The 18,990-nt window shown below is 50.6% G+C and carries 15 protein-coding genes; 12 read left to right on the top strand and 3 right to left on the bottom strand.

Annotated features, from left to right (window positions below; all coding sequences use genetic code 11):
- Positions 1-65 precede the first annotated feature (65 nt).
- The 10 genes from QVO99_RS02600 (at position 66) to QVO99_RS02555 (ending at position 13,021) form a co-directional block, all read left to right on the top strand.
- Positions 66-1,520 carry a UDP-N-acetylmuramoyl-L-alanyl-D-glutamate--2,6-diaminopimelate ligase gene (locus QVO99_RS02600; protein WP_022316034.1) on the top strand — a complete coding sequence of 485 codons (1,455 nt, stop codon included), beginning with the start codon at positions 66-68 and terminating at the stop codon, positions 1,518-1,520.
- Positions 1,521-1,621: 101 nt separating this feature from the next.
- Positions 1,622-2,893, top strand: a complete 1,272-nt coding sequence (locus tag QVO99_RS02595) for a phospho-N-acetylmuramoyl-pentapeptide-transferase (protein ID WP_022316033.1) — start codon at positions 1,622-1,624, stop codon at positions 2,891-2,893.
- Between the two features lie 48 nt (positions 2,894-2,941).
- Positions 2,942-4,273 (top strand): UDP-N-acetylmuramoyl-L-alanine--D-glutamate ligase, encoded by a 1,332-nt coding sequence (murD, locus tag QVO99_RS02590; RefSeq protein ID WP_022316032.1) that lies wholly within the window; start codon positions 2,942-2,944, stop codon positions 4,271-4,273.
- A 50-nt stretch (positions 4,274-4,323) separates the two neighbouring features.
- A complete protein-coding gene (locus QVO99_RS02585; protein ID WP_022316031.1) occupies positions 4,324-5,628 on the top strand; it encodes an FtsW/RodA/SpoVE family cell cycle protein in 1,305 nt (434 codons plus the stop codon).
- A gap of 136 nt (positions 5,629-5,764) precedes the next feature.
- Positions 5,765-6,883, top strand: coding sequence for an undecaprenyldiphospho-muramoylpentapeptide beta-N-acetylglucosaminyltransferase (gene murG, locus QVO99_RS02580; protein ID WP_022316030.1), 1,119 nt, complete (start codon positions 5,765-5,767; stop codon positions 6,881-6,883).
- Between the two features lie 104 nt (positions 6,884-6,987).
- Complete coding sequence (murC, locus tag QVO99_RS02575) at positions 6,988-8,367, top strand: UDP-N-acetylmuramate--L-alanine ligase (protein WP_022316029.1); 1,380 nt, start codon at positions 6,988-6,990, stop codon at positions 8,365-8,367.
- 64 nt (positions 8,368-8,431) lie between these two features.
- A complete protein-coding gene (locus QVO99_RS02570; RefSeq protein WP_288176888.1) occupies positions 8,432-9,586 on the top strand; it encodes a cell division protein FtsQ in 1,155 nt (384 codons plus the stop codon).
- Between the two features lie 42 nt (positions 9,587-9,628).
- The gene (gene ftsA / locus QVO99_RS02565; protein WP_022316027.1) at positions 9,629-11,143 is read left to right on the top strand and encodes a cell division protein FtsA; all 1,515 of its coding nucleotides are present in this window, start codon (positions 9,629-9,631) and stop codon (positions 11,141-11,143) included.
- Between the two features lie 72 nt (positions 11,144-11,215).
- Entirely contained in the window at positions 11,216-12,547 is a 1,332-nt protein-coding gene (ftsZ, locus tag QVO99_RS02560) for a cell division protein FtsZ (RefSeq protein WP_022316026.1), read from the top strand.
- 27 nt (positions 12,548-12,574) lie between these two features.
- The gene (locus QVO99_RS02555; RefSeq protein ID WP_022316025.1) at positions 12,575-13,021 is read left to right on the top strand and encodes a GatB/YqeY domain-containing protein; all 447 of its coding nucleotides are present in this window, start codon (positions 12,575-12,577) and stop codon (positions 13,019-13,021) included.
- A gap of 236 nt (positions 13,022-13,257) precedes the next feature.
- Here the strand turns inward: QVO99_RS02555 and QVO99_RS02550 are convergent, their stop codons facing one another.
- Positions 13,258-15,195 (bottom strand): helix-turn-helix domain-containing protein, encoded by a 1,938-nt coding sequence (locus QVO99_RS02550; RefSeq protein WP_022316024.1) that lies wholly within the window; start codon positions 15,193-15,195, stop codon positions 13,258-13,260.
- A 73-nt stretch (positions 15,196-15,268) separates the two neighbouring features.
- The gene (locus tag QVO99_RS02545) at positions 15,269-15,793 is read right to left on the bottom strand and encodes an NUDIX domain-containing protein (protein WP_022316023.1); all 525 of its coding nucleotides are present in this window, start codon (positions 15,791-15,793) and stop codon (positions 15,269-15,271) included.
- Between the two features lie 199 nt (positions 15,794-15,992).
- Here QVO99_RS02545 and QVO99_RS02540 point away from each other — a divergent pair, with 199 nt between their 5' ends.
- Complete coding sequence (locus QVO99_RS02540; RefSeq protein WP_042517894.1) at positions 15,993-16,820, top strand: alpha/beta hydrolase; 828 nt, start codon at positions 15,993-15,995, stop codon at positions 16,818-16,820.
- Between the two features lie 17 nt (positions 16,821-16,837).
- Here QVO99_RS02540 and QVO99_RS02535 read toward each other — a convergent pair whose 3' ends face one another.
- Complete coding sequence (locus QVO99_RS02535) at positions 16,838-17,368, bottom strand: TIGR00730 family Rossman fold protein (protein ID WP_022316021.1); 531 nt, start codon at positions 17,366-17,368, stop codon at positions 16,838-16,840.
- A gap of 207 nt (positions 17,369-17,575) precedes the next feature.
- Between QVO99_RS02535 and dgt the strand changes: the two genes are divergently transcribed.
- Positions 17,576-18,913: a dGTP triphosphohydrolase gene (gene dgt, locus QVO99_RS02530; protein ID WP_022316020.1), complete on the top strand. Its 1,338-nt coding sequence runs from the start codon at positions 17,576-17,578 to the stop codon at positions 18,911-18,913.
- Positions 18,914-18,990: the final 77 nt, after the last annotated feature.

The raw sequence follows: 18,990 nt of genomic DNA, 5'->3' as shown, positions 1-18,990 counted from the left end.
GCAGACTACGGAGGGGGAAATCAAGGACAATAAAGAAAACAACATAACATATATAAAGAAAGACTATGGTACTGGAAGAACTTATCAAAGGACTGAAGACGGTCAGCGTCTGCGGTCAGACAGACATAGAGATAACTGGCGTGAACATCGACTCACGCCGAATCAAGGAGGGACACCTGTTCATCGCACAGCGCGGAACCCAGGTGGACGGACACAAGTTCATACCTAAGGCTATCGAACTTGGCGCAAAGGCTGTACTCTGCGAGGTTTTGCCAGAGGAGAAAGCCGAGGGAGTGACTTATGTGCAGGTGGAATCCACTGAGGACGTGGCAGGAAAGGTTGCCACGATATTCTATGGTGACCCATCGAGGAAACTGAAACTCGTGGGAGTGACGGGAACGAACGGCAAGACGACGATCGCCACATTATTATATAATATGTTCCGCAAGTTGGGATACAAATGCGGACTGCTGTCTACCGTGTGCAACTACATCGAGGACGAGGCGGTTCCTGCCGACCACACCACACCGGACCCTATCGAGCTGAACTATCTGCTCAGCAGGATGGTGGACGCCGGATGCCAGTATGCCTTCATGGAGTGTAGCTCCCACGCCATAGCACAGAAGCGCATCGGAGGACTGGACTTTGCTGGAGGACTGTTTACAAACCTGACACGCGACCATCTGGACTACCACAAGACGTTTGAGAACTACCGCAATGCAAAGAAGGCATTCTTCGACCAGCTGCCGAAGACAGCGTTCGCCATAACGAATGCCGACGACAAGAACGGCATGGTGATGGTGCAGAACACGAAGGCTACGGTGAAGACATACTCCACACGCACAATGGCTGACTTCAAGGCAAAGATCCTTGAATGTCACTTCGGCGGCATGTATCTCGAAATCGACGGCAGAGAAGTGGGAGTGCAGTTCATCGGTAAGTTCAACGTCAGCAACCTGCTCGCCGTATATGGTGCTGCCGTGATGCTGGGCGAGAAACCGGAGAACGTACTCCTCGTGATGAGCACGCTGAAGAGCGTGAGCGGAAGACTCGACCCTATACAGTCGCCAGAGGGCTACACGGCTATCGTGGACTATGCACACACTCCTGACGCACTGGAGAACGTGCTCAATGCCATACATGAAGTGCTCGAAGGAAAGGGCCATGTGATAACGGTCTGTGGCGCCGGCGGAAACCGTGACAAGGGCAAGCGTCCTTTGATGGCGCAAGAGGCGGTGAAGCAGAGCGACAAGGTGATAATAACGAGCGACAACCCAAGATTTGAGGAGCCGCAGGATATAATCAACGACATGCTTGCCGGACTGGACGACCAGCAGATGAAGAAAGTGGTAAGCATCGTTGACCGTCGTGAGGCCATCCGCACCGCCTGCATGCTGGCACAGAAGGGCGACGTGATACTCGTTGCCGGAAAGGGCCATGAGGACTATCAGGAAATAAAGGGAGTGAAACATCACTTCGACGACAAGGAGGTGCTGAGAGAGGCTATGGGCATCAAATAAGGATGCGGAAAGCCAAATACTCACATCACCGAAGCAATCCCTGACGCCTGACGGAAGACAGACTACGGGACAAACAAAAAGTGAAACGAATATAATATATCATGTTATACTATCTATTCAGATTCTTAGACCAGTTCGGCATTCCGGGAAGCCACATGTGGGGATACATCTCGTTCCGCGCATTGCTCGCCCTGATTCTCTCGCTCGCCATCTCGGCATGGTTCGGAGAGAAGTTCATAAAATACTTGAAGAGCAAGCAGATAACAGAGGTGCAGCGCGATGCCAAGATAGACCCGTTCGGGGTGAAGAAAATCGGAGTGCCTTCAATGGGAGGCATCATCATCATTGCCGCCATACTGCTGCCGGTGCTGCTGCTCGGACGAATGAGGAACATTTATCTCATCCTAATGATCATCACGACGATATGGCTGGGATTCCTCGGCGGACTCGACGACTACATCAAGATTTTCCGCCACAACAAGGAGGGACTGCCGGGCAAGTTCAAGATCGTGGGACAGATAAGCATCGGACTCATCGTGGGACTGGTGTTGTGGCTGAGTCCTGACGCCAAGATAAACGAGAATCTGAGCATGAAGAAGATGAACGGCACGGAGGTGGTGGTGAAACACCGCCCTGAAGCACAGAAGTCACTGAAGACGACGATACCGTTCGTGAAGGGTCACAACCTGGACTACTCCAACATCATGTCGTTCTGCGGCAAATACAAGACGGCGGCAGGATGGATTCTCTTCGTGATAATGACAATCCTCGTGGTGACGGCTGTTTCCAACGGTGCTAACCTGAACGACGGAATGGACGGCATGTGTGCGGGAAACTCCGCAATAATAGGTGTGGCGCTGGGAATATTCGCCTATGTCAGCAGTCACATAGAATATGCGGCATATCTGAACATCATGTATATACCGGGCTCGCAGGAGCTTGTGGTGTTCATGTGTGCCTTCGTGGGAGCGCTGGTGGGATTCCTTTGGTATAACTCGTATCCGGCCCAGGTGTTCATGGGTGACACGGGATCGCTGACCATCGGCGGCATCATCGGTGTATGTGCCGTAATTATACACAAGGAACTGATGCTGCCGATACTGTGTGGCATATTCTTCGTGGAGAGCCTCAGCGTGATACTGCAGGTCTACTACGCCAAGTTAGGAACAAGGAGAGGTGTGAAGCAGCGTCTGATAAAGCGCGCTCCTCTGCACGACACGTTCCGCACTACGGACGACCAACTCGACCCGAACATCAAGTATGTGTTCAAAAAGCCTCACACGGCTATCCATGAGTCGAAGATCACCATCCGCTTCTGGATAATGACAATCATCCTGGCTGCAATGACCATCATCACGCTGAAGATGAGATAAAAGAAAGAAGAAAAGAACAAAAAGAAGGTATTATATAGCAAAAGCAATATGAAAAGAATTGTTATACTTGGAGCTGGCGAGAGTGGAGCCGGAGCTGCCGTATTGGCAAAGAAAGAGGGTTTCGACGTGTTCGTGTCTGACATGTCGGCCATCAAGGACAAATACAAGAAGCTCCTTGACGACCACGGCGTGGAATGGGAGGAAGGCCACCACACCGAGGAGAAGATTCTCAACGCTGACGAGATAATAAAGAGTCCGGGCATACCGAAGGAGGCGCCGATGATAAGAAAGTGTATGGAGAAGAACATACATATCATCAGCGAGATTGAGTTCGCCGGAAGATACACACACTCCAAGATGGTGTGCATAACGGGAAGCAACGGAAAGACGACGACAACGTCGCTTATCTATCATATATTCAAGAACGCAGGTTATGACGCCGGACTGGCCGGCAACATCGGAAAGAGCCTGGCGCTGCAGGTGGCGGAGGAGCCTCATGAATACTATATCATAGAACTCAGCTCCTTCCAGCTTGACGACATGTATGACTTCAGGGCAAACATCGCCATCCTGCTGAACATCACACCGGACCATCTGGACCGCTACGACTTCTGCATGCAGAACTATGTGGACGCAAAGATGAGGATTCTGCAGAACCAGACACAGGAGGACTCTTTCATCTACTGGAACGATGACCCTGTGATAAAGAAGGAACTCGACAAATATGACATCAAGGCTGTGAAGTGTCCGTTCTCTGAACTGAAGGAGAAGGGTTCCATCGGTTATATCGAAGAGGGACAGTACAAGATTGAATACCCCACTCCGTTCAACATGGAGCAGGAGGAACTGAGCCTCACGGGCAAACATAATATCTACAACTCTTTGGCTGCCGGTATCGCATCAAACATCGCCGGCATCAAGAAGGAGGAAATACGCAAGAGCCTGAGCGACTTCCCCGGTGTGGAGCACAGACTGGAGAAGGTTGCCACCGTGGGTGGCGTGCTCTACGTGAACGATTCGAAAGCTACCAACGTGGATGCATGCTGGTATGCCCTCGAAAGCATGAAGACACCTACCATCCTCATCATCGGTGGAAAGGACAAAGGCAACGACTACAACGAGATAAAGGATTTGGTGAAGAAGAAATGTGCGGGCATCGTATATCTCGGTGCTGACAACAAGAAACTGCATGATTTCTTCGATGGAATGGGTATTCCGGTGGCTGACACGCATTGTATGAAAGACTGCGTGGAGGCATGCGAGAAGATGGCAAAGCCGGGATATACGGTACTGCTGAGCCCTTGCTGCGCAAGCTTCGACCTGTTCAAGAACATGGAGGACAGAGGCGAACAGTTCAAGACTCTCGTCAGGAACTTGTAAATTCCATATATTACACAATAAACTGAAAGCATAGGAGACATAGGCAGAAAATGGCAGAAGAGACTACGACAGAGAAAAAAGTTGCCACAAGGAAGATAAAGGGCGACCCTGTGATATGGGGAGTCTTCATCATGCTGTGTATAATAAGCATCATCGAGGTGTTCAGCGCTTCGAGCAACTTGACCTACAAGACTTCCAACTACTGGGGACCGATATGCAAGCATGTGTTCCTGTTAGGATGGGGAGTGCTGTTCATGCTGGCAACGATGAATCTGAAATGCAAATATTTCAAGCTCGTCATGCCGCTGGCATTGTTCATATCGTTTGTATTACTCATAATCTGCTTTTTCGTAGGTGCCGTGAACGACGGCCACAGATGGATTCCAATACCGGTAATCGGCATGAAATTCCAACCCTCTGAAATGGCTAAAGGAGCCGTAGTGCTCGCCGTGGCAACGATACTGAGCGCAATGCAGACGGACACGGGTGTCGACAAGAGGGCATTCAAATTCATCATCACCGTCAGCGGCGGCTTCATAGTTCTCATAGGATTGGAAAACCTCTCTACGGCAGCACTGCTGGGTGCTGTGGTGCTGATGATGATGTGGATAGGAAGAATCCCCAAGAGGCAGTTGGGCAAACTGATGGGATCTCTTGCCATTTTGGCCGTGGGTGGATTGATCATCGTAATGGCCTTCGGACACGACAAGGAGAAAGAGGCTGAAGAGGACCCGAGGATGGCTATGGTGGACAAGAACAAGGTCAAGGCAACAGACAAAGAAGATAGCAAAGAACCGAAATTGTTCCACCGCCTTGACACTTGGAAGAGCCGTATAGACAAGTTCCTCGACGGCAAAGATGTTCCGCCAGAGAAATTCGACCTCAACAATGACGCACAGGAGGGATATTCACAGATTGCCATAGCATCATCTAACATGATGGGCAAAGGACCGGGGAACTCCACGATGAGAGACTACCTGCCACAGGCTTTCAGCGACTTCATCTACTCCATAATCATTGAAGAGATGGGACTGATAGGTGCCGTGGGTGTGTGTCTGCTGTATATAATACTGCTGTTCCGCACCATGACGATAGCGAGCAGATGTGCCAACACCTTCCCGGCACTGCTGATAATAGGAATAGCACTGATGCTTGTCACACAGGCTCTGTTCAATATGGGCGTGGCTGTGGGATGGCTGCCGGTGACCGGTCAGCCGCTGCCGCTGATAAGCAAGGGCGGAACTTCTTCTATAATGAACTGCGTGTATATCGGAATGATACTGAGCGTGAGCCGGTCGGCAAAGAAGAAGAACGAAACAGCTCACATTCCCACAGCAACGCCGATAGCAGCATAAGCATTGAAACGACCGGCAAAGGTCATGAAAAAGATCAAAGGGAAAGATAACCGGTAAAGGTTGATAAAGGAAAAGACATCTGCGAGACAGCATATCTACTGCGGATGAAGTAACAAAGAAACAAAATTTCTGAACAATGGATAATGAACTGAGGATTGTAATCAGCGGTGGCGGCACTGGAGGCCATATATTCCCTGCCGTATCTATCGCAAATGCCATAAAGGCGAAGCGCCCGGAGGCAAAGATTCTGTTTGTCGGAGCACTTGGCAGAATGGAAATGCAGCGTGTGCCGGCAGCAGGATACGAAATCAAAGGTCTGCCCGTCAGAGGACTGATACGTCCACTGTGGTCGCCGAAAAACATCGGTGTGCTCATAGATTACCTGAAGAGCAAGGGTATGGCGAAGAAGATCATCAAAGACTTCAAGCCGATGGCTGCAGTGGGAGTGGGAGGATATGCAAGTGGAGCGACTCTCGACGCGGCACATGCCCTGGGCATCCCAAGTCTTATCCAGGAGCAGAACTCATACGCAGGAAAAACCAACAAGATGCTTTCGACGAAAGCTGACAAGATATGCGTTGCCTACGACGGCATGGAGCGTTTCTTCCCTGCTGACAAGATAATGATGACGGGAAATCCCGTCAGACAGAATATTGTGAATGCGGAGATAAGCCATGAGGATGCGGTGAAACAGTTCGGACTCGACCCGGAGAAGAAGACGATACTCATAGTCGGTGGCAGCCTCGGAGCACGCACCGTGAACGAGAGCGTATTGGCTCATCTCAAGGAGATAAAGGAGTCGGGAGTGCAGTTCATATGGCAGACCGGCAAATACTACCACGAGAGCATCATGCAGAAAATGGCATCCCACAATGACATGCCGATGCTGAAGGTGATGGACTTCATATCCGATATGGGAGCGGCATACAAGGCTGCCGACCTCGTGATAAGCCGTGCCGGAGCAAGCAGTATCTCGGAATTCTGTCTGATAGGCAAACCTGTGATACTGGTGCCATCGCCAAATGTGGCAGAAGACCACCAGACAAAGAACGCCATGGCACTGGTGGAGAAGGACGCCGCGCTGATGGTGAAAGATGTGGAGGCAAAGGACAATGTTATAAAGCTCGCACTGACAACAGTGGGCGATGCGGCAAAACTGGAGAGCCTTGCAACAAACGTGAAGAAACTCGGTCTGCCCCACTCCGCCGACATCATTGCCGACGAGGTGTTGAAACTGGCGGAAAACAAAAAATGACAAACAAATACAAATCCCTGACAATACAGTAGCTGAATCGGAAGGCTAATTCCTGAAAGCAGCTTGGAAAGGCTGACGCTATTGTGGAGAAAAACAAAGAAGCAATGGAACTGAAAGATATAAAAGCAGTATATTTCGTAGGAGCCGGCGGCATCGGTATGAGCGCCATAGCTCGCTATTTCATACATAAAGGACTCGTGGTGGCCGGTTACGACAAGACACCATCGAAACTGACAGAACAGCTGGAGAAAGAGGGTATGCTCATCCACTATGAGGAAAACGTGGACGAGATTCCCCATGCATGCAAGAAACCGGCATCGACTCTCGTTGTTTACACACCTGCCATTCCGCAGGAACACAAGGAACTGGTATATTTCCGCGAGAACAACTTCGACGTGGAGAAGAGAGCACAGGTGCTCGGCATGCTGACACGCACTCACAAGGGGCTTTGCGTGGCAGGCACTCACGGCAAGACAACGACATCAACGATGTGTGCCCATATCATGCATCAGAGTTCTATAGACTGCAACGCTTTCCTCGGCGGCATATCAAAGAACTACGGCACAAACTATATCCTCAGCGAAAAGAGCGACTACGTGGTGATAGAGGCCGACGAGTTCGACCGCAGCTTCCATTGGCTCCGTCCTTGGATGAGCGTGATCACCTCTACCGACCCTGACCACCTCGACATATACGGCACCAAAGAGGCTTATCTCGAAAGCTTCCGCCACTACACCACTCTGATACAGCCAGGAGGCGCACTCATAATCCACAAAAACCTGGAGATGAAGGCTGACGTGCAGGATGGAGTGAAGGTGTATACATACAGCCGCGATGAAGGTGACTTCCATGCGGAGAACGTGAAGATCGGAAACGGAGAAATCACTTTTGACTTCATATCGCCGGTGGAAAGCATAAAGAACGTGAAGCTCGGACAGCCGGTGCCTATCAATATAGAGAATGGTGTGGCTGCTATGGCTATGGCTCAGCTTAACGGCTGCAATGCAGAGGAACTGAAATACGGAATGAAGACTTATCATGGAGTGGACCGCCGGTTCGACTTCAAGATAAAGACCGACAAGCTCGTGTTCATGAGCGACTACGCACATCACCCTAAGGAGATATACCAGAGTGCTAAAAGCATGAGGGAACTATATAAGGACAAGAAGATAACTGTTATCTTCCAGCCTCATCTCTATACAAGGACAAGAGACTTCTACAAGGACTTCGCCGACAGCCTCAGCCTGCTCGACCGCGTGGTGCTCTGCGACATCTACCCTGCCCGTGAGGAACCGATACCTGGTGTGACATCGGAACTGATATACGACAATCTGAAACCGGGAGTGGAGAAGGAGATGATACACAAGGAGGACGTATTGAAGTTTGTAGAAGACAACGATTTCGAGGTGCTCGTCGTACTTGGTGCTGGCGACCTTGACAACTACGTGCCTCAAATAGAGAAGATACTGGAGAAAAGGAAATAAACACTACCTGCCGGCGAGCGTCCCTGACTGTCAAGGAAGCGGCTCGCTGGCAGGCTGAATGGAAATGCGACCAAAATACAAGAAACTAATACTGCTGATGCTCGATGTCATACTCTTGGTGTATGTCTTCGTAGCGATGATCTCGTTCAACAAACCGGACGAGAGCAAAAACGTGTGCACAGAGGTGAACATCGTTATCGCCGACCAGAATGCCAACGGCTTCCTCACCGCCAACGAGGTGAAGAAGATGATGAAGGACAGCAGGATGTATCCTCTGAACTTCAAGATGACGGACATACAGCCAAGGCTGATAGAAGACCTGCTGTGCAAGAGCCCGTTCGTGAAGACAGCGGAATGCTACAAGACGAAAGACAACAAGGTGTTCGTGAGCATCACGCAGCGACTGCCGGTGATAAGGATAAAGAGCGAGAGGGGCGACGACTACTATCTCGACGACAAAGGAGGAATAATGCCCAACACCAGCTATACCTCTGACCTGATAATAGCCACGGGCAACATCAGACAATCGTTCGCACGCAACTACATCGCGCCAATGGCAAATATCATAATGGCAAACGACCTGTGGAAGAACATGATAGAGCAGATCAACGTGCTGTCGGACGGTGGAATAGAAATAGTGCCGCGAATCGGAGACCACGTGGTATTCCTCGGATACATGCCTCAGACAAGATATGCATCCAAACGGAAGGAGAAGATTGCTGCATTCGTGGATACGAAACTCACACGACTGGAGAAATTCTACAAATATGGTCTGAGCCAAGTGGGATGGAACAAATATCCGTATATAAGCCTGGAATTCGACAACCAGATAATCTGCAAGAAGGACAGGAACGCCAAAGGCAATCAGGAGACCGCCCCGCAATCGCCTCAGCAGGAACAAAAGCCTGATGCCAACACTCCTGCCGCCCAGCAGTCTGGCGACAGTCATCAGGAAAAGCCGCAGAACGACAGACAAAAGACTGAAAAGAACGAGGAAGAGAAGAACAGTCATAATACAAAGGACAAAAAGACTGAAAGGAAGGAGAACAACCGGAAAAAGTCGGATAAAGCTGCTGACAAAAAGAAGACTGACGGCAAGAGGTCGGACAGGAAGAAAGCTGCAGACAGGAAGTCTTCCGAGAAGAAAGCAGACGAGAAGAAGTCTGCCGAGAAGAAATCGGGAAGCAGAAAGTCTACCGACAAGAACAGACGGTCATAAACCAAGAAACAAATAAAAGCAACCCCATAAAAAATAAGCAATATGCCAGCAAAGGATTTTATAGTAGCAATAGAACTGGGCTCGTCGAAGCTAAGAGGAATAGCAGGACGAAAGAACAATGACGGAAGCATCAGCGTTTACGCCATGGCCAGCGAAGACTCCTCAACGTATATCAAGAAGGGAACGGCACACAACCTGGAGAAGACAATCCAGGGCATCACCAACATCATCGGAAAGCTGAAAGCCGCCCTCAACAGGGAGATTTCGCAGGTGTATGTAGGAGTCAGCGGACAGTCAATCTTCAGCGTCAAGAACGAAATCGTGCGCGACCTGCCGAAAGACACGCTCATCACACAACAGATGGTGAACGAACTGATGGACACTAACCGCAACAAGACATATTCAGACAAGCAAATCCTTGATGTTGCCATACAAGAATACAAAGTGGGCAATGACTACGAGAACGACCCCGCAGGAATTCAGGCTGACCAGCTGACTGGAAACTTCCTCAACATCCTGTGGCGCAAATCGTTCTACGACAAGCTCACCAACTGTTTCGACAAGGCAGGGATAAAGATTGCCGAACTCGACATCGCTCCGCTGGCACTTGCCGACTGCATTCTCGATGATACACGCAAGAGGGCTGGCTGCATGCTTGTGGATATGGGTGCGGCAACGACCACAATGCTCGTATACCACAAGAACATACTGCGCCACATCGCCGTGATTCCTCTCGGAAGCAGCAACATAACCAAGGACATCGCCTCGGCAAACATCGAAGAGGATGTGGCTGAGAAGATGAAGATAAAATACGGCAGCGCATATACCGAACTGGAAGAGCGTGACAAGACGATGGAATACTCCGTCACACCGGAGCAGACCATCTCAAGCGAAAAGTTCCAGCAGATTGTGGAAGCCCGCATACAGGAGATAATAGAGAACGTGTGGGCACAGGTGCCTACAGAATACAAGAAGAAACTGAACGGCGGCATCGTAATCACCGGCGGTGGTTCCAACATGAAGAACATCACCAAGGCTTTCAGCAAGAAGACGGAGATTGACAAGATAAACATCGTGCAGTTCATCAACGACACCGTGACGACGACCAAGAACATCAACCTCCCCCACGACGGTACGCTGAACACCCTGCTGGGACTGCTCATGAAGGGCGACCAGAGCTGCGACGGAGGCGAGATAAAGACTTCTCTCTTCAATGAAAGCAACCAGCCCGAACAACCTGCTCTGACAAAGACACAGCCTACGGAGCCAAACTATGTGGCTGGTGGAACGGCAGGAGTGAGGACTCCGGCAGAAATTGCCGCTGCTGCGGAACTGCAACGCAAGCAGGACAACGACGAATGGACAAAGGCCGTTGCCGACAACACCATCGGTGCATACCAGAGTTACAAGGAGAAATATCCTAACGGACTGCACACCGAAGAGGCTACAAAGATAATCGAGGAGATTCAGAACAAAGAATCCAAACCGAAAGACAATATAATCAAGAGGGGCATCTCGGTATTCAAGAGGTGGATTACTGAAGAAAACGAAGAATAATACTACCGACATAAACGAGACATAAGAGAGAGAAAAGACAAAACTGGTAAACAACGAAAGTATATAAGAGATATGGCAGACGATAAGAAAATAGGCATGATGGCATCAGCCTTCGGCGAGCCGGACAAGCCAAGCAGCATAATAAAAGTCATCGGAGTGGGCGGTGGCGGCGGCAATGCCGTAAACCACATGTACCGCGAAGGTATACACGACGTCACATTCGTTCTCTGCAACACCGACAAGAAGGCCCTTAACGACTCTCCTGTCCCAGTACACCTGCAACTCGGAAAAGAGGGACTGGGAGCCGGAAACAAGCCTGAGAAGGGACGCCAAGAGGCAGAAGACAGTGAGGAGGAGATAAAGCACATGCTCAACGACGGCACCAAGATGGTCTTCATCACTGCCGGAATGGGTGGCGGCACCGGTACGGGTGCCGGTCCTGTAGTGGCACGCATCGCCAAGGAGATGGGTATCCTCACCGTGGGCATCGTGACCATCCCGTTTGAATGGGAAGGCAAGAAGAAGATTCTGCAGGCACTCACCGGTGTTGAGAAGATGGCACAGAACGTGGACGCCCTGCTTGTGATAAACAACCAGCGCCTCTTTGACATCTATCCTGAACTATCGCTCATCGACGCCTTCGGCAAGGCAGACGACACACTGAGCGTGGCGGCAAAGAGCATCGCCGAGATCATCACGATGCACGGAATCATAAACCTCGACTTCAACGACGTGAAGACCGTATTGAAGGATGGCGGAGTGGCTCTGATGAGTACCGGCTTCGGCAAGGGAGAGGACCGTCTGAAGAAGGCCATCGAAAATGCCCTCCATTCTCCGCTGCTCAACGACAACGACGTGTTCAACTCGAAGAAGATTCTTCTCAGCGTATCGTTCTCTTCGGAGGGCGAAGACAAGAAGAACGAGCTGATGATGGACGAAATGAAGGCTATCAACGAGTTCATGGACGGCTTCGACGACGACATAGAGACGAAATGGGGAGTTTCCATCGACCCGGAACTGAAGGAGAACGTGAAGGTGACCATCCTCGCCACCGGCTTCGGCATGAAGGTGGAAGACGGCAAGATGAACATCACCGACAAGAACGAGCAGAGTGTGGAGGAGATGCGCAAGTCCCGACAGAAGAAGGACGCCGAGGATGCTCTCATCGACAGCTATTATGGCAAGAGCGGCAACAACAAGGAGAGACCACAGGTGCGCTGCTTCATCTTCGGCAACGACGACCTGGACAACGACAACCTCATCTCTGCCATTGAGTCGATGCCTACCTACAGCCGCAGCAGAACGCAGAACAACGAGCTGATAAAGCTCTCTAAGGGCGATGTGGACAGCGTTTCGCAGACGAAGGTGGGAACGACAACTTCGGGCACTATAAAGTTTGCATAGAATTCAAACACAAAAAAAGTAATAACAATGTTATACGATCAAGTAAGCAACGACATCAAGGAGGCAATGAAAGCCCGCGACAAGGTTCGCCTGGAAACCCTCCGCAACATCAAGAAAGTATTCATAGAGGCTAAGACAGCACCGGGTGCCAACGACACTCTTGAGGACGCTGCCGCCCTGAAGATTCTCGCCAAACTGGCAAAACAGGGCAAGGAGTCTGCCGACACCTTCATCGCCCAGAACCGTCAGGACCTCGCCGACGAGGAACTGGCACAGGTAAAGGTGATCGAGGAGTATCTGCCTAAGCCTCTCAGCGCCGATGAGATTGAAGGCATCGTGAAGGGCATCATCGAGCAGACCGGTGCTTCGAGCATGAAGGACATGGGCAAGGTGATGGGAATGGCAAGCAAGCAGATGGCTGGCAAAGCCGACGGTAAGGTGATTTCAGACATCGTGAAGAAGCTGCTGGCTTAATCACAAAGTCACGTACAAACCAGAATATATGAGTTTCCCCTCATATCCCGGACAATATCACAAAGGAAGCATCACTTCCATGATTCGTCGGGGATATGAGGGGAAATCTGTATCCGGACCATCTAAGGACAATCATTCATCTGATTTACTATAGACCATAATTCATCTGATTATCTTATAGACTATAATCCAATTGATTATCCATAGACGATAATTCATTTGACTATCCATTACAATCATTCATTTGTCCTCAAGCCAGGATAACTCTCGCGGAACTCTGCCGGTGTCATGCCATAACGCTCCTTGAAAAGGCGCTGGAAGGTGCGCACGGTAGAGAATCCCGATGCCTTGGCAATGCTGTCGATGGTCTGCTTGCTGTCCAAGTCGCGCAGCAGGCGGTAGGCATATTCCAGTCTGTAGTTGTTGATATAGGCTGAGAGATTGGAGAAACCGCTGAAATCCTTTATCACACGCCCCACCCTGTTCCTGTCTGAATGGAACATGTCAACAAGCGTCTGGCGCTGGAAGTCGGGATTAAGATACAATCTTTCGTCGCGGATGGTGCGGTCTATCTGTTCAAAGAGGCTACTTGCATCTTCAGAGTTGTCAGAAGATGCGTCATTTGCGTTTCCAGCCTCTTTGGCAGCCACTGCTGACAATTCCTCGTCCAGACCGGCATTGTCGCCTCTAAGGGCGATTTCCTTGCCTTTTGCGGTTCTCTGTATGGCAACTCTCATCATCTCACTGTTGCGTTCAGCTTCGCACGCCCTGTTTTCAGCATCTTCAAGTGCCCTTTCTGCCATCTCATACCTGTCTTTATATTCCAATGCCTTCTCTATGGAACTCACAAGAGCCTTGTTCTTGAGCGCCACCACTTGTTTCTGCTTATACAGGCGGAACATATATACCACTACGAATATCACTATTGTCGCAAGCGCCACCAGTGCCACGAGCATGAGCTTGGCGGCAGCCTTGGCATCCTGAGCCTTCATCTGCTCGTCCTGCACCTTGTATACTGACAGCGTGTGTGCCATCAGCGCCATGTTCTGTGCTTCATGCAGCGTGTCTTCAAGATTCAGCGCCCTCCTCAGGTAATGACGCTCCAGTTCGCGGTTCCCCTTGGCAGAAGCGGCACTCGCCTTCAGTTTGAGTTCATCCCTATAGCTTTCGGTTATAGTGTCACCACCGTCTTCCTTGTCAATCTTGGCATATACTGCGAGCATCCTGTCGAAGAGTTTCAGTTCTCCGAGAGTCGGCACTATCATACGCTGGCTGTCGAGGGATTTCGACTGTTCCGACTGGTCAAATTCCTGCAGGCTCTGCATAGCCAGGTCTCTGTTTCCCATTTCGGCATGGGCATAAGACAGGAAAGCCAGCATCTGGGTGCGGTAGAGTTTCAGCATCACGGCGAAGGACTCCTTGTCTTTCTCCCATGCCAGCGGCTTGTCCTTTATTCCTTCCGGATGGGCTATACACTTGTCGAGCAGGGCAATGACCTTTTCGCACAAGTCCACCACATCAGCCGGTCTGTTGAGAATATGCAGTGCCACCACCTTGATTTTAGATGCTATCAGATAACTGTTCAGGCAGTTCCACGAATCGTATTTCATCAGATCGGCGAGAGCCTGGTCTATCATCTTCAGTCCTTCTTCAGAGTTGCCGAGAAGCACCATACCATATCCCACAGTGGCCTTCATCTCGAATTCCTTGTCCTTGCGTCCCAGTTCCCGGGCGAGCGTCTCTGTGGCTGAGGCATACTGCAGCATCGCCGCATTGTTTTCCGAAGCCACTGCCGAGTTTGTCATGAGCGCATAGATGCAGTATGTCAACGTCTTGTCGTTCTTGGTGTCTGAAGCGTCAAGAGCCTGCTGGCAAATTTCCATCACGGAGTCGAAGCGTGCCTCAGCCCGATACACCACGATGGCTTCGAGATATTTCTTCTGTCCCTCGCCTATTCTCTCCTCGTCGTATGCCTTCTTTATCATCCCTTTGGCATGCGACAGGTCGGCGCTGGTCACGATAGTTTCATAAATATGGTTGAAATCGGTGTTCACGTCAACATATGGCGACGTTCTTCTGCCGTTGCCTCCGCAAGCGGCAAGAAGCACCATTACCATCGAGAGCACTGCCAGTGGCAACATTCTGAGGTCCATGATCTTCAGTCTGTTGATCATTGCTCAATAATCTCCATAAGTTAATAAAACACTATTGATATCTGATAAAAGGCAAGTCTTGCCTCTGTGGGCATCAACCAAACACTCCGTCGAAGAATGTATGGAGTGCCTGGCGTACGGAGCGCAGTCCGAACTGTTCGGTATGTATCTCCGACAGTGGCAGCCAGAAACATTCGGCGGCATCGTCGGAAGCCTTGAGCTGCGTCTCGTCTGCCACCTTGCAGAGGAAGAACATGTCAAGGGTACGTACGTCGAAACCTGAGAATCTATAGACGTTCGGCTGACTGAACTGGTATTTCATATCCACCACGTCGAGTGCCGTCTCTTCCTTTATCTCTCTTTTCATCGCCTGTTCCACGGTCTCGCCCATGTCGCAGAATCCACCGGGCAGGTCGAGCATCCCCTTGGCTGGCTCCAGCTTGCGACGCTCCACGAGGAGCTCGTTCTTGGAGTTAAGGATGAAGGCGGCAACTGCTGCAGCCGGATTGAGATAGAATTCAAAACCGCAATTTTCACACTTTCTGCTCTTTTCACTTGCTTCCACGAAATGCGAACTGCCGCATTTCGGACAGTATCTGAATTGTTCCAATACGTGCATAATGTATGTTTTTTAAGTGATGCTGACAATGGCCGTCGTAGCCTTTGCGACTGCAATATTACAAAAAAAATGTTTAAATCAATGTGAATGGAGGGAGTTTCTTGCGTATGTCAGTTTTTTTTGCGAATATTGCATTAGCAAACTGCTACTCATGTCGTCTTCCGACATGGGGAATAATCAAAATACGACAACTACGGAAATGAAAAGAGCAAGAATGATTCTGACTGCCCTCCTTGTGGCAGGCACGGCTTGTGTGGCCAACGCCCAGAAGGGCATCAGCATGAACTTATGGAACAACAATGCGCCGAACGACAACGGTGACGCCCAGGACACTGCAAAGGTGTGGGTATACAAGCCGGCAAAGGCTGACAACACCGGCAGATGCGTGGTGATATGCCCGGGCGGAGGATATTCGCATCTGGCAATGGAGCACGAGGGACACAACTGGGCTCCGTTTTTCAACAATATGGGCATCACGGCGGTGGTGCTGAAATACCGCATGCCTCACGGCAACTGCGAGGTGCCCATAGCGGATGCTGAAGAAGCGCTGAAACTCGTGCGCAGAAACGCTGCGGCATGGGGAGTGAAGGCTGACCAGGTGGGTATAATGGGATTCTCTGCCGGCGGACACCTTGCCTCTACTATTGCAACTCATTCAAAAGGTGAAGCCAGGCCCGACTTCCAGATTCTCTTCTATCCCGTGATAACGATGATGCCTGACATCACTCATCAGGGCAGCCACGACAACTTCCTGGGCAAGGATGCCAAGAAGAAGGATGAGAAACTGTATAGCAACGACGCCCAGGTGTCGCGAACCACACCACGTGCCATCATCCTGCTTGCCGACGACGACCGTAGTGTGCTGCCGGCAAACGGAGTGAACTACTATAACGAACTATACCGCCACGATGTGCCGGCAAGCCTGCATGTCTTCCCGTCGGGTGGCCACGGCTTCGGAATAAGGGAGTCGTTCAAATACCACACCGAAATGGAACTCATGCTGAAGGCGTGGTTGAGAAGTTTCTGACACCAACGGAGGAAACGTCAACCCAGCAGCTGCTTCAGCTGCTCGAAGGAATCTGCAATCTCGATGTGCCTGTGGTAGTCGCCGCGGATCATTCCGCGCTGCTGCAGGTCGTCGAGCAGTGCGATGAGGGTGTTCCAGAAGCCGTTGATGTTATAGAGTATCACCCTCTTGTTGTGATAACCTATAGTTGAAGAAGCTGCCACGGTGAAGATCTCGTCCAAGGTGCCCAGTCCGCCGGGAAGCGCCACCACTACATCGCTCTTGAGCAGCATCAGGTCCTTGCGGTCGCTGAGATTGTCGCAGGGTATCTCCACACTGAGGTATTGGCTCACGTGTCCGTTCTCTTCTATTTTCGACGGCACCACGCCGATTGTCATGCCTCCGGCATCATAGGCTGCCTTGGCTACACACTCCATCAATCCCATGTCGCAACCGCCAAACACGATGGAATCGCCGTTTTTTGCAAGCCATTCCCCTAACTCTCTCGTTTTCTCAAAATAAACTGGCTCTATATTCTCATTTGCCGAACAGAATATCGCTACTTTCATATTTCCGTGATTTTTTCCTTTGTGCCGTCTGCTGATGTGACCATTATCTCCAAGCGGCAAGGTATCCCACCTGAGAATACTTGCTCCGCATCCCCACAGTAACGGCTAATATTTTGTTGTCGGGTGTAAAGGTAATACATTTCTTGCTGATATGGGCACGCTTTTCTCCACGTTTTTGTAACTTTGCACAAAATAACCGTTTTCGATATGAATTGGAAAGAACTGATTTCTAACAAGCGCCTCGGACAGGAAGACCGCCACATAGAGCGCCATGACGACCGCAGCGAGTTCAAACGCGACTACGACCGTCTGATTTTCTCTGCTCCCTTCCGCCGCATGCAGAACAAGACTCAGGTGTTCCCGCTGCCGGGAAGCATCTTCGTTCACAACCGTCTCACACACAGTCTGGAGGTGGCGAGCGTAGGCATGTCGCTCGGCAACGACGTGGCGGCGGCGATAATAGGAAAGCAGCCGGAACTGGACAAGACGCTGTTTCCGCAGATCGGCACGATTGTGAGCACGGCATGTCTCGCCCACGATATGGGAAACCCGCCGTTCGGACATTCCGGTGAGAAGGCGATACAGACGTTCTTCACAGAGGGCAAAGGGGCTTTCCTCAAAAACGAGATCAGCGAGGGTACATGGAACGACATAACCCACTTCGAGGGTAATGCCAATGCCTTCCGTCTGCTTGCCCACAGATTCAAAGGGCGTCGCGACGGTGGATTCGTAATGACATACTCCACGCTCGCCTCGATAGTGAAATATCCGTTCGAATCGGCTCTCGCCGGAGACCACGGCAAATTCGGATTCTTCTGCACGGAGAAGGAGATATATCAGAAAATAGCCGGTGAATTGGGCATTATCCGTCATTCTCAGTCTGGCGCTCCGCTTGCCTATGCCCGTCATCCGCTGGTGTATCTGGTGGAAGCGGCTGACGACATCTGTTATGAGATAATGGACATTGAGGATTCTCACAAGCTGAAGATTCTTTCGTTTGAGCAGACAAAGGACCTCCTGCTCGGATTCTTCGATGAAAGCGTGAAAAACAGTATCGAAAAGCGTATCAAGGACGAAGGAATCACCGACGACAACGAGAAGGTGATTTACATGCGTGCCTGCGTGATAGGCAAATTGGAGAACGTGTGTGCGAGGGCGTTCATCGACCACGAGAAGGAGATTCTCGACGGCACTTTCAAGGGATGTCTCATCGACCACATCCCGGAACCTCAGCGAGAAGCATACAAAAGGTGCACAGAGGTGTCGTTCAACAGGATATACAAGAGCAAACCGGTGCTCGACGTGGAACTGAGCGGTTTCAAGATTATGGAAACGCTGATGGAGATAATGACCGAAGCTGCGGTGCATCCCGACAGGTTCTACTCCAAGCAGCTGATAAGCAGGGTGAGCAGCCAGTATGACATCACGTCGCCGAATCTGGAGACGAGAATCATGGCGGTAGTCGACTATATCAGCGGCATGACCGACGTGTATGCTCTGGACATTTACCAGAAGATCAACGGTATAAGCCTGCCTATAGTATAGGCATCCGAAAGACTAGTGAATTGGTAGTCTAATGAATATTTTGAACCTTTATATGTAAAAATCAAACAGTTACAAAG

It is taken from the genome of Prevotella sp. CAG:592 (assembly GCF_000436015.1).
GTDB classification, from domain to species: Bacteria; Bacteroidota; Bacteroidia; order Bacteroidales; family Bacteroidaceae; genus Prevotella; species Prevotella pectinovora.
This window is presented reverse-complemented; position numbering and strand designations above follow the sequence as displayed.

Excerpts from the sequence above, each read along its gene's own strand:
- QVO99_RS02570 (WP_288176888.1), top strand. The coding sequence starts at position 8,432 with ATGCGACCAAAATACAAGAAACTAATACTGCTGATGCTCGATGTCATA.
- ftsZ (WP_022316026.1), top strand. The coding sequence starts at position 11,216 with ATGGCAGACGATAAGAAAATAGGCATGATGGCATCAGCCTTCGGCGAG.
- murG (WP_022316030.1), top strand. The coding sequence starts at position 5,765 with ATGGATAATGAACTGAGGATTGTAATCAGCGGTGGCGGCACTGGAGGC.
- QVO99_RS02535 (WP_022316021.1), bottom strand. The coding sequence starts at position 17,368 with ATGAAAGTAGCGATATTCTGTTCGGCAAATGAGAATATAGAGCCAGTT.
- QVO99_RS02555 (WP_022316025.1), top strand. The coding sequence starts at position 12,575 with ATGTTATACGATCAAGTAAGCAACGACATCAAGGAGGCAATGAAAGCC.
- QVO99_RS02550 (WP_022316024.1), bottom strand. The coding sequence starts at position 15,195 with ATGATCAACAGACTGAAGATCATGGACCTCAGAATGTTGCCACTGGCA.
- QVO99_RS02545 (WP_022316023.1), bottom strand. The coding sequence starts at position 15,793 with ATGCACGTATTGGAACAATTCAGATACTGTCCGAAATGCGGCAGTTCG.
- ftsA (WP_022316027.1), top strand. The coding sequence starts at position 9,629 with ATGCCAGCAAAGGATTTTATAGTAGCAATAGAACTGGGCTCGTCGAAG.
- murC (WP_022316029.1), top strand. The coding sequence starts at position 6,988 with ATGGAACTGAAAGATATAAAAGCAGTATATTTCGTAGGAGCCGGCGGC.
- QVO99_RS02600 (WP_022316034.1), top strand. The coding sequence starts at position 66 with ATGGTACTGGAAGAACTTATCAAAGGACTGAAGACGGTCAGCGTCTGC.
- QVO99_RS02540 (WP_042517894.1), top strand. The coding sequence starts at position 15,993 with ATGAAAAGAGCAAGAATGATTCTGACTGCCCTCCTTGTGGCAGGCACG.
- QVO99_RS02585 (WP_022316031.1), top strand. The coding sequence starts at position 4,324 with ATGGCAGAAGAGACTACGACAGAGAAAAAAGTTGCCACAAGGAAGATA.
- QVO99_RS02595 (WP_022316033.1), top strand. The coding sequence starts at position 1,622 with ATGTTATACTATCTATTCAGATTCTTAGACCAGTTCGGCATTCCGGGA.
- dgt (WP_022316020.1), top strand. The coding sequence starts at position 17,576 with ATGAATTGGAAAGAACTGATTTCTAACAAGCGCCTCGGACAGGAAGAC.
- murD (WP_022316032.1), top strand. The coding sequence starts at position 2,942 with ATGAAAAGAATTGTTATACTTGGAGCTGGCGAGAGTGGAGCCGGAGCT.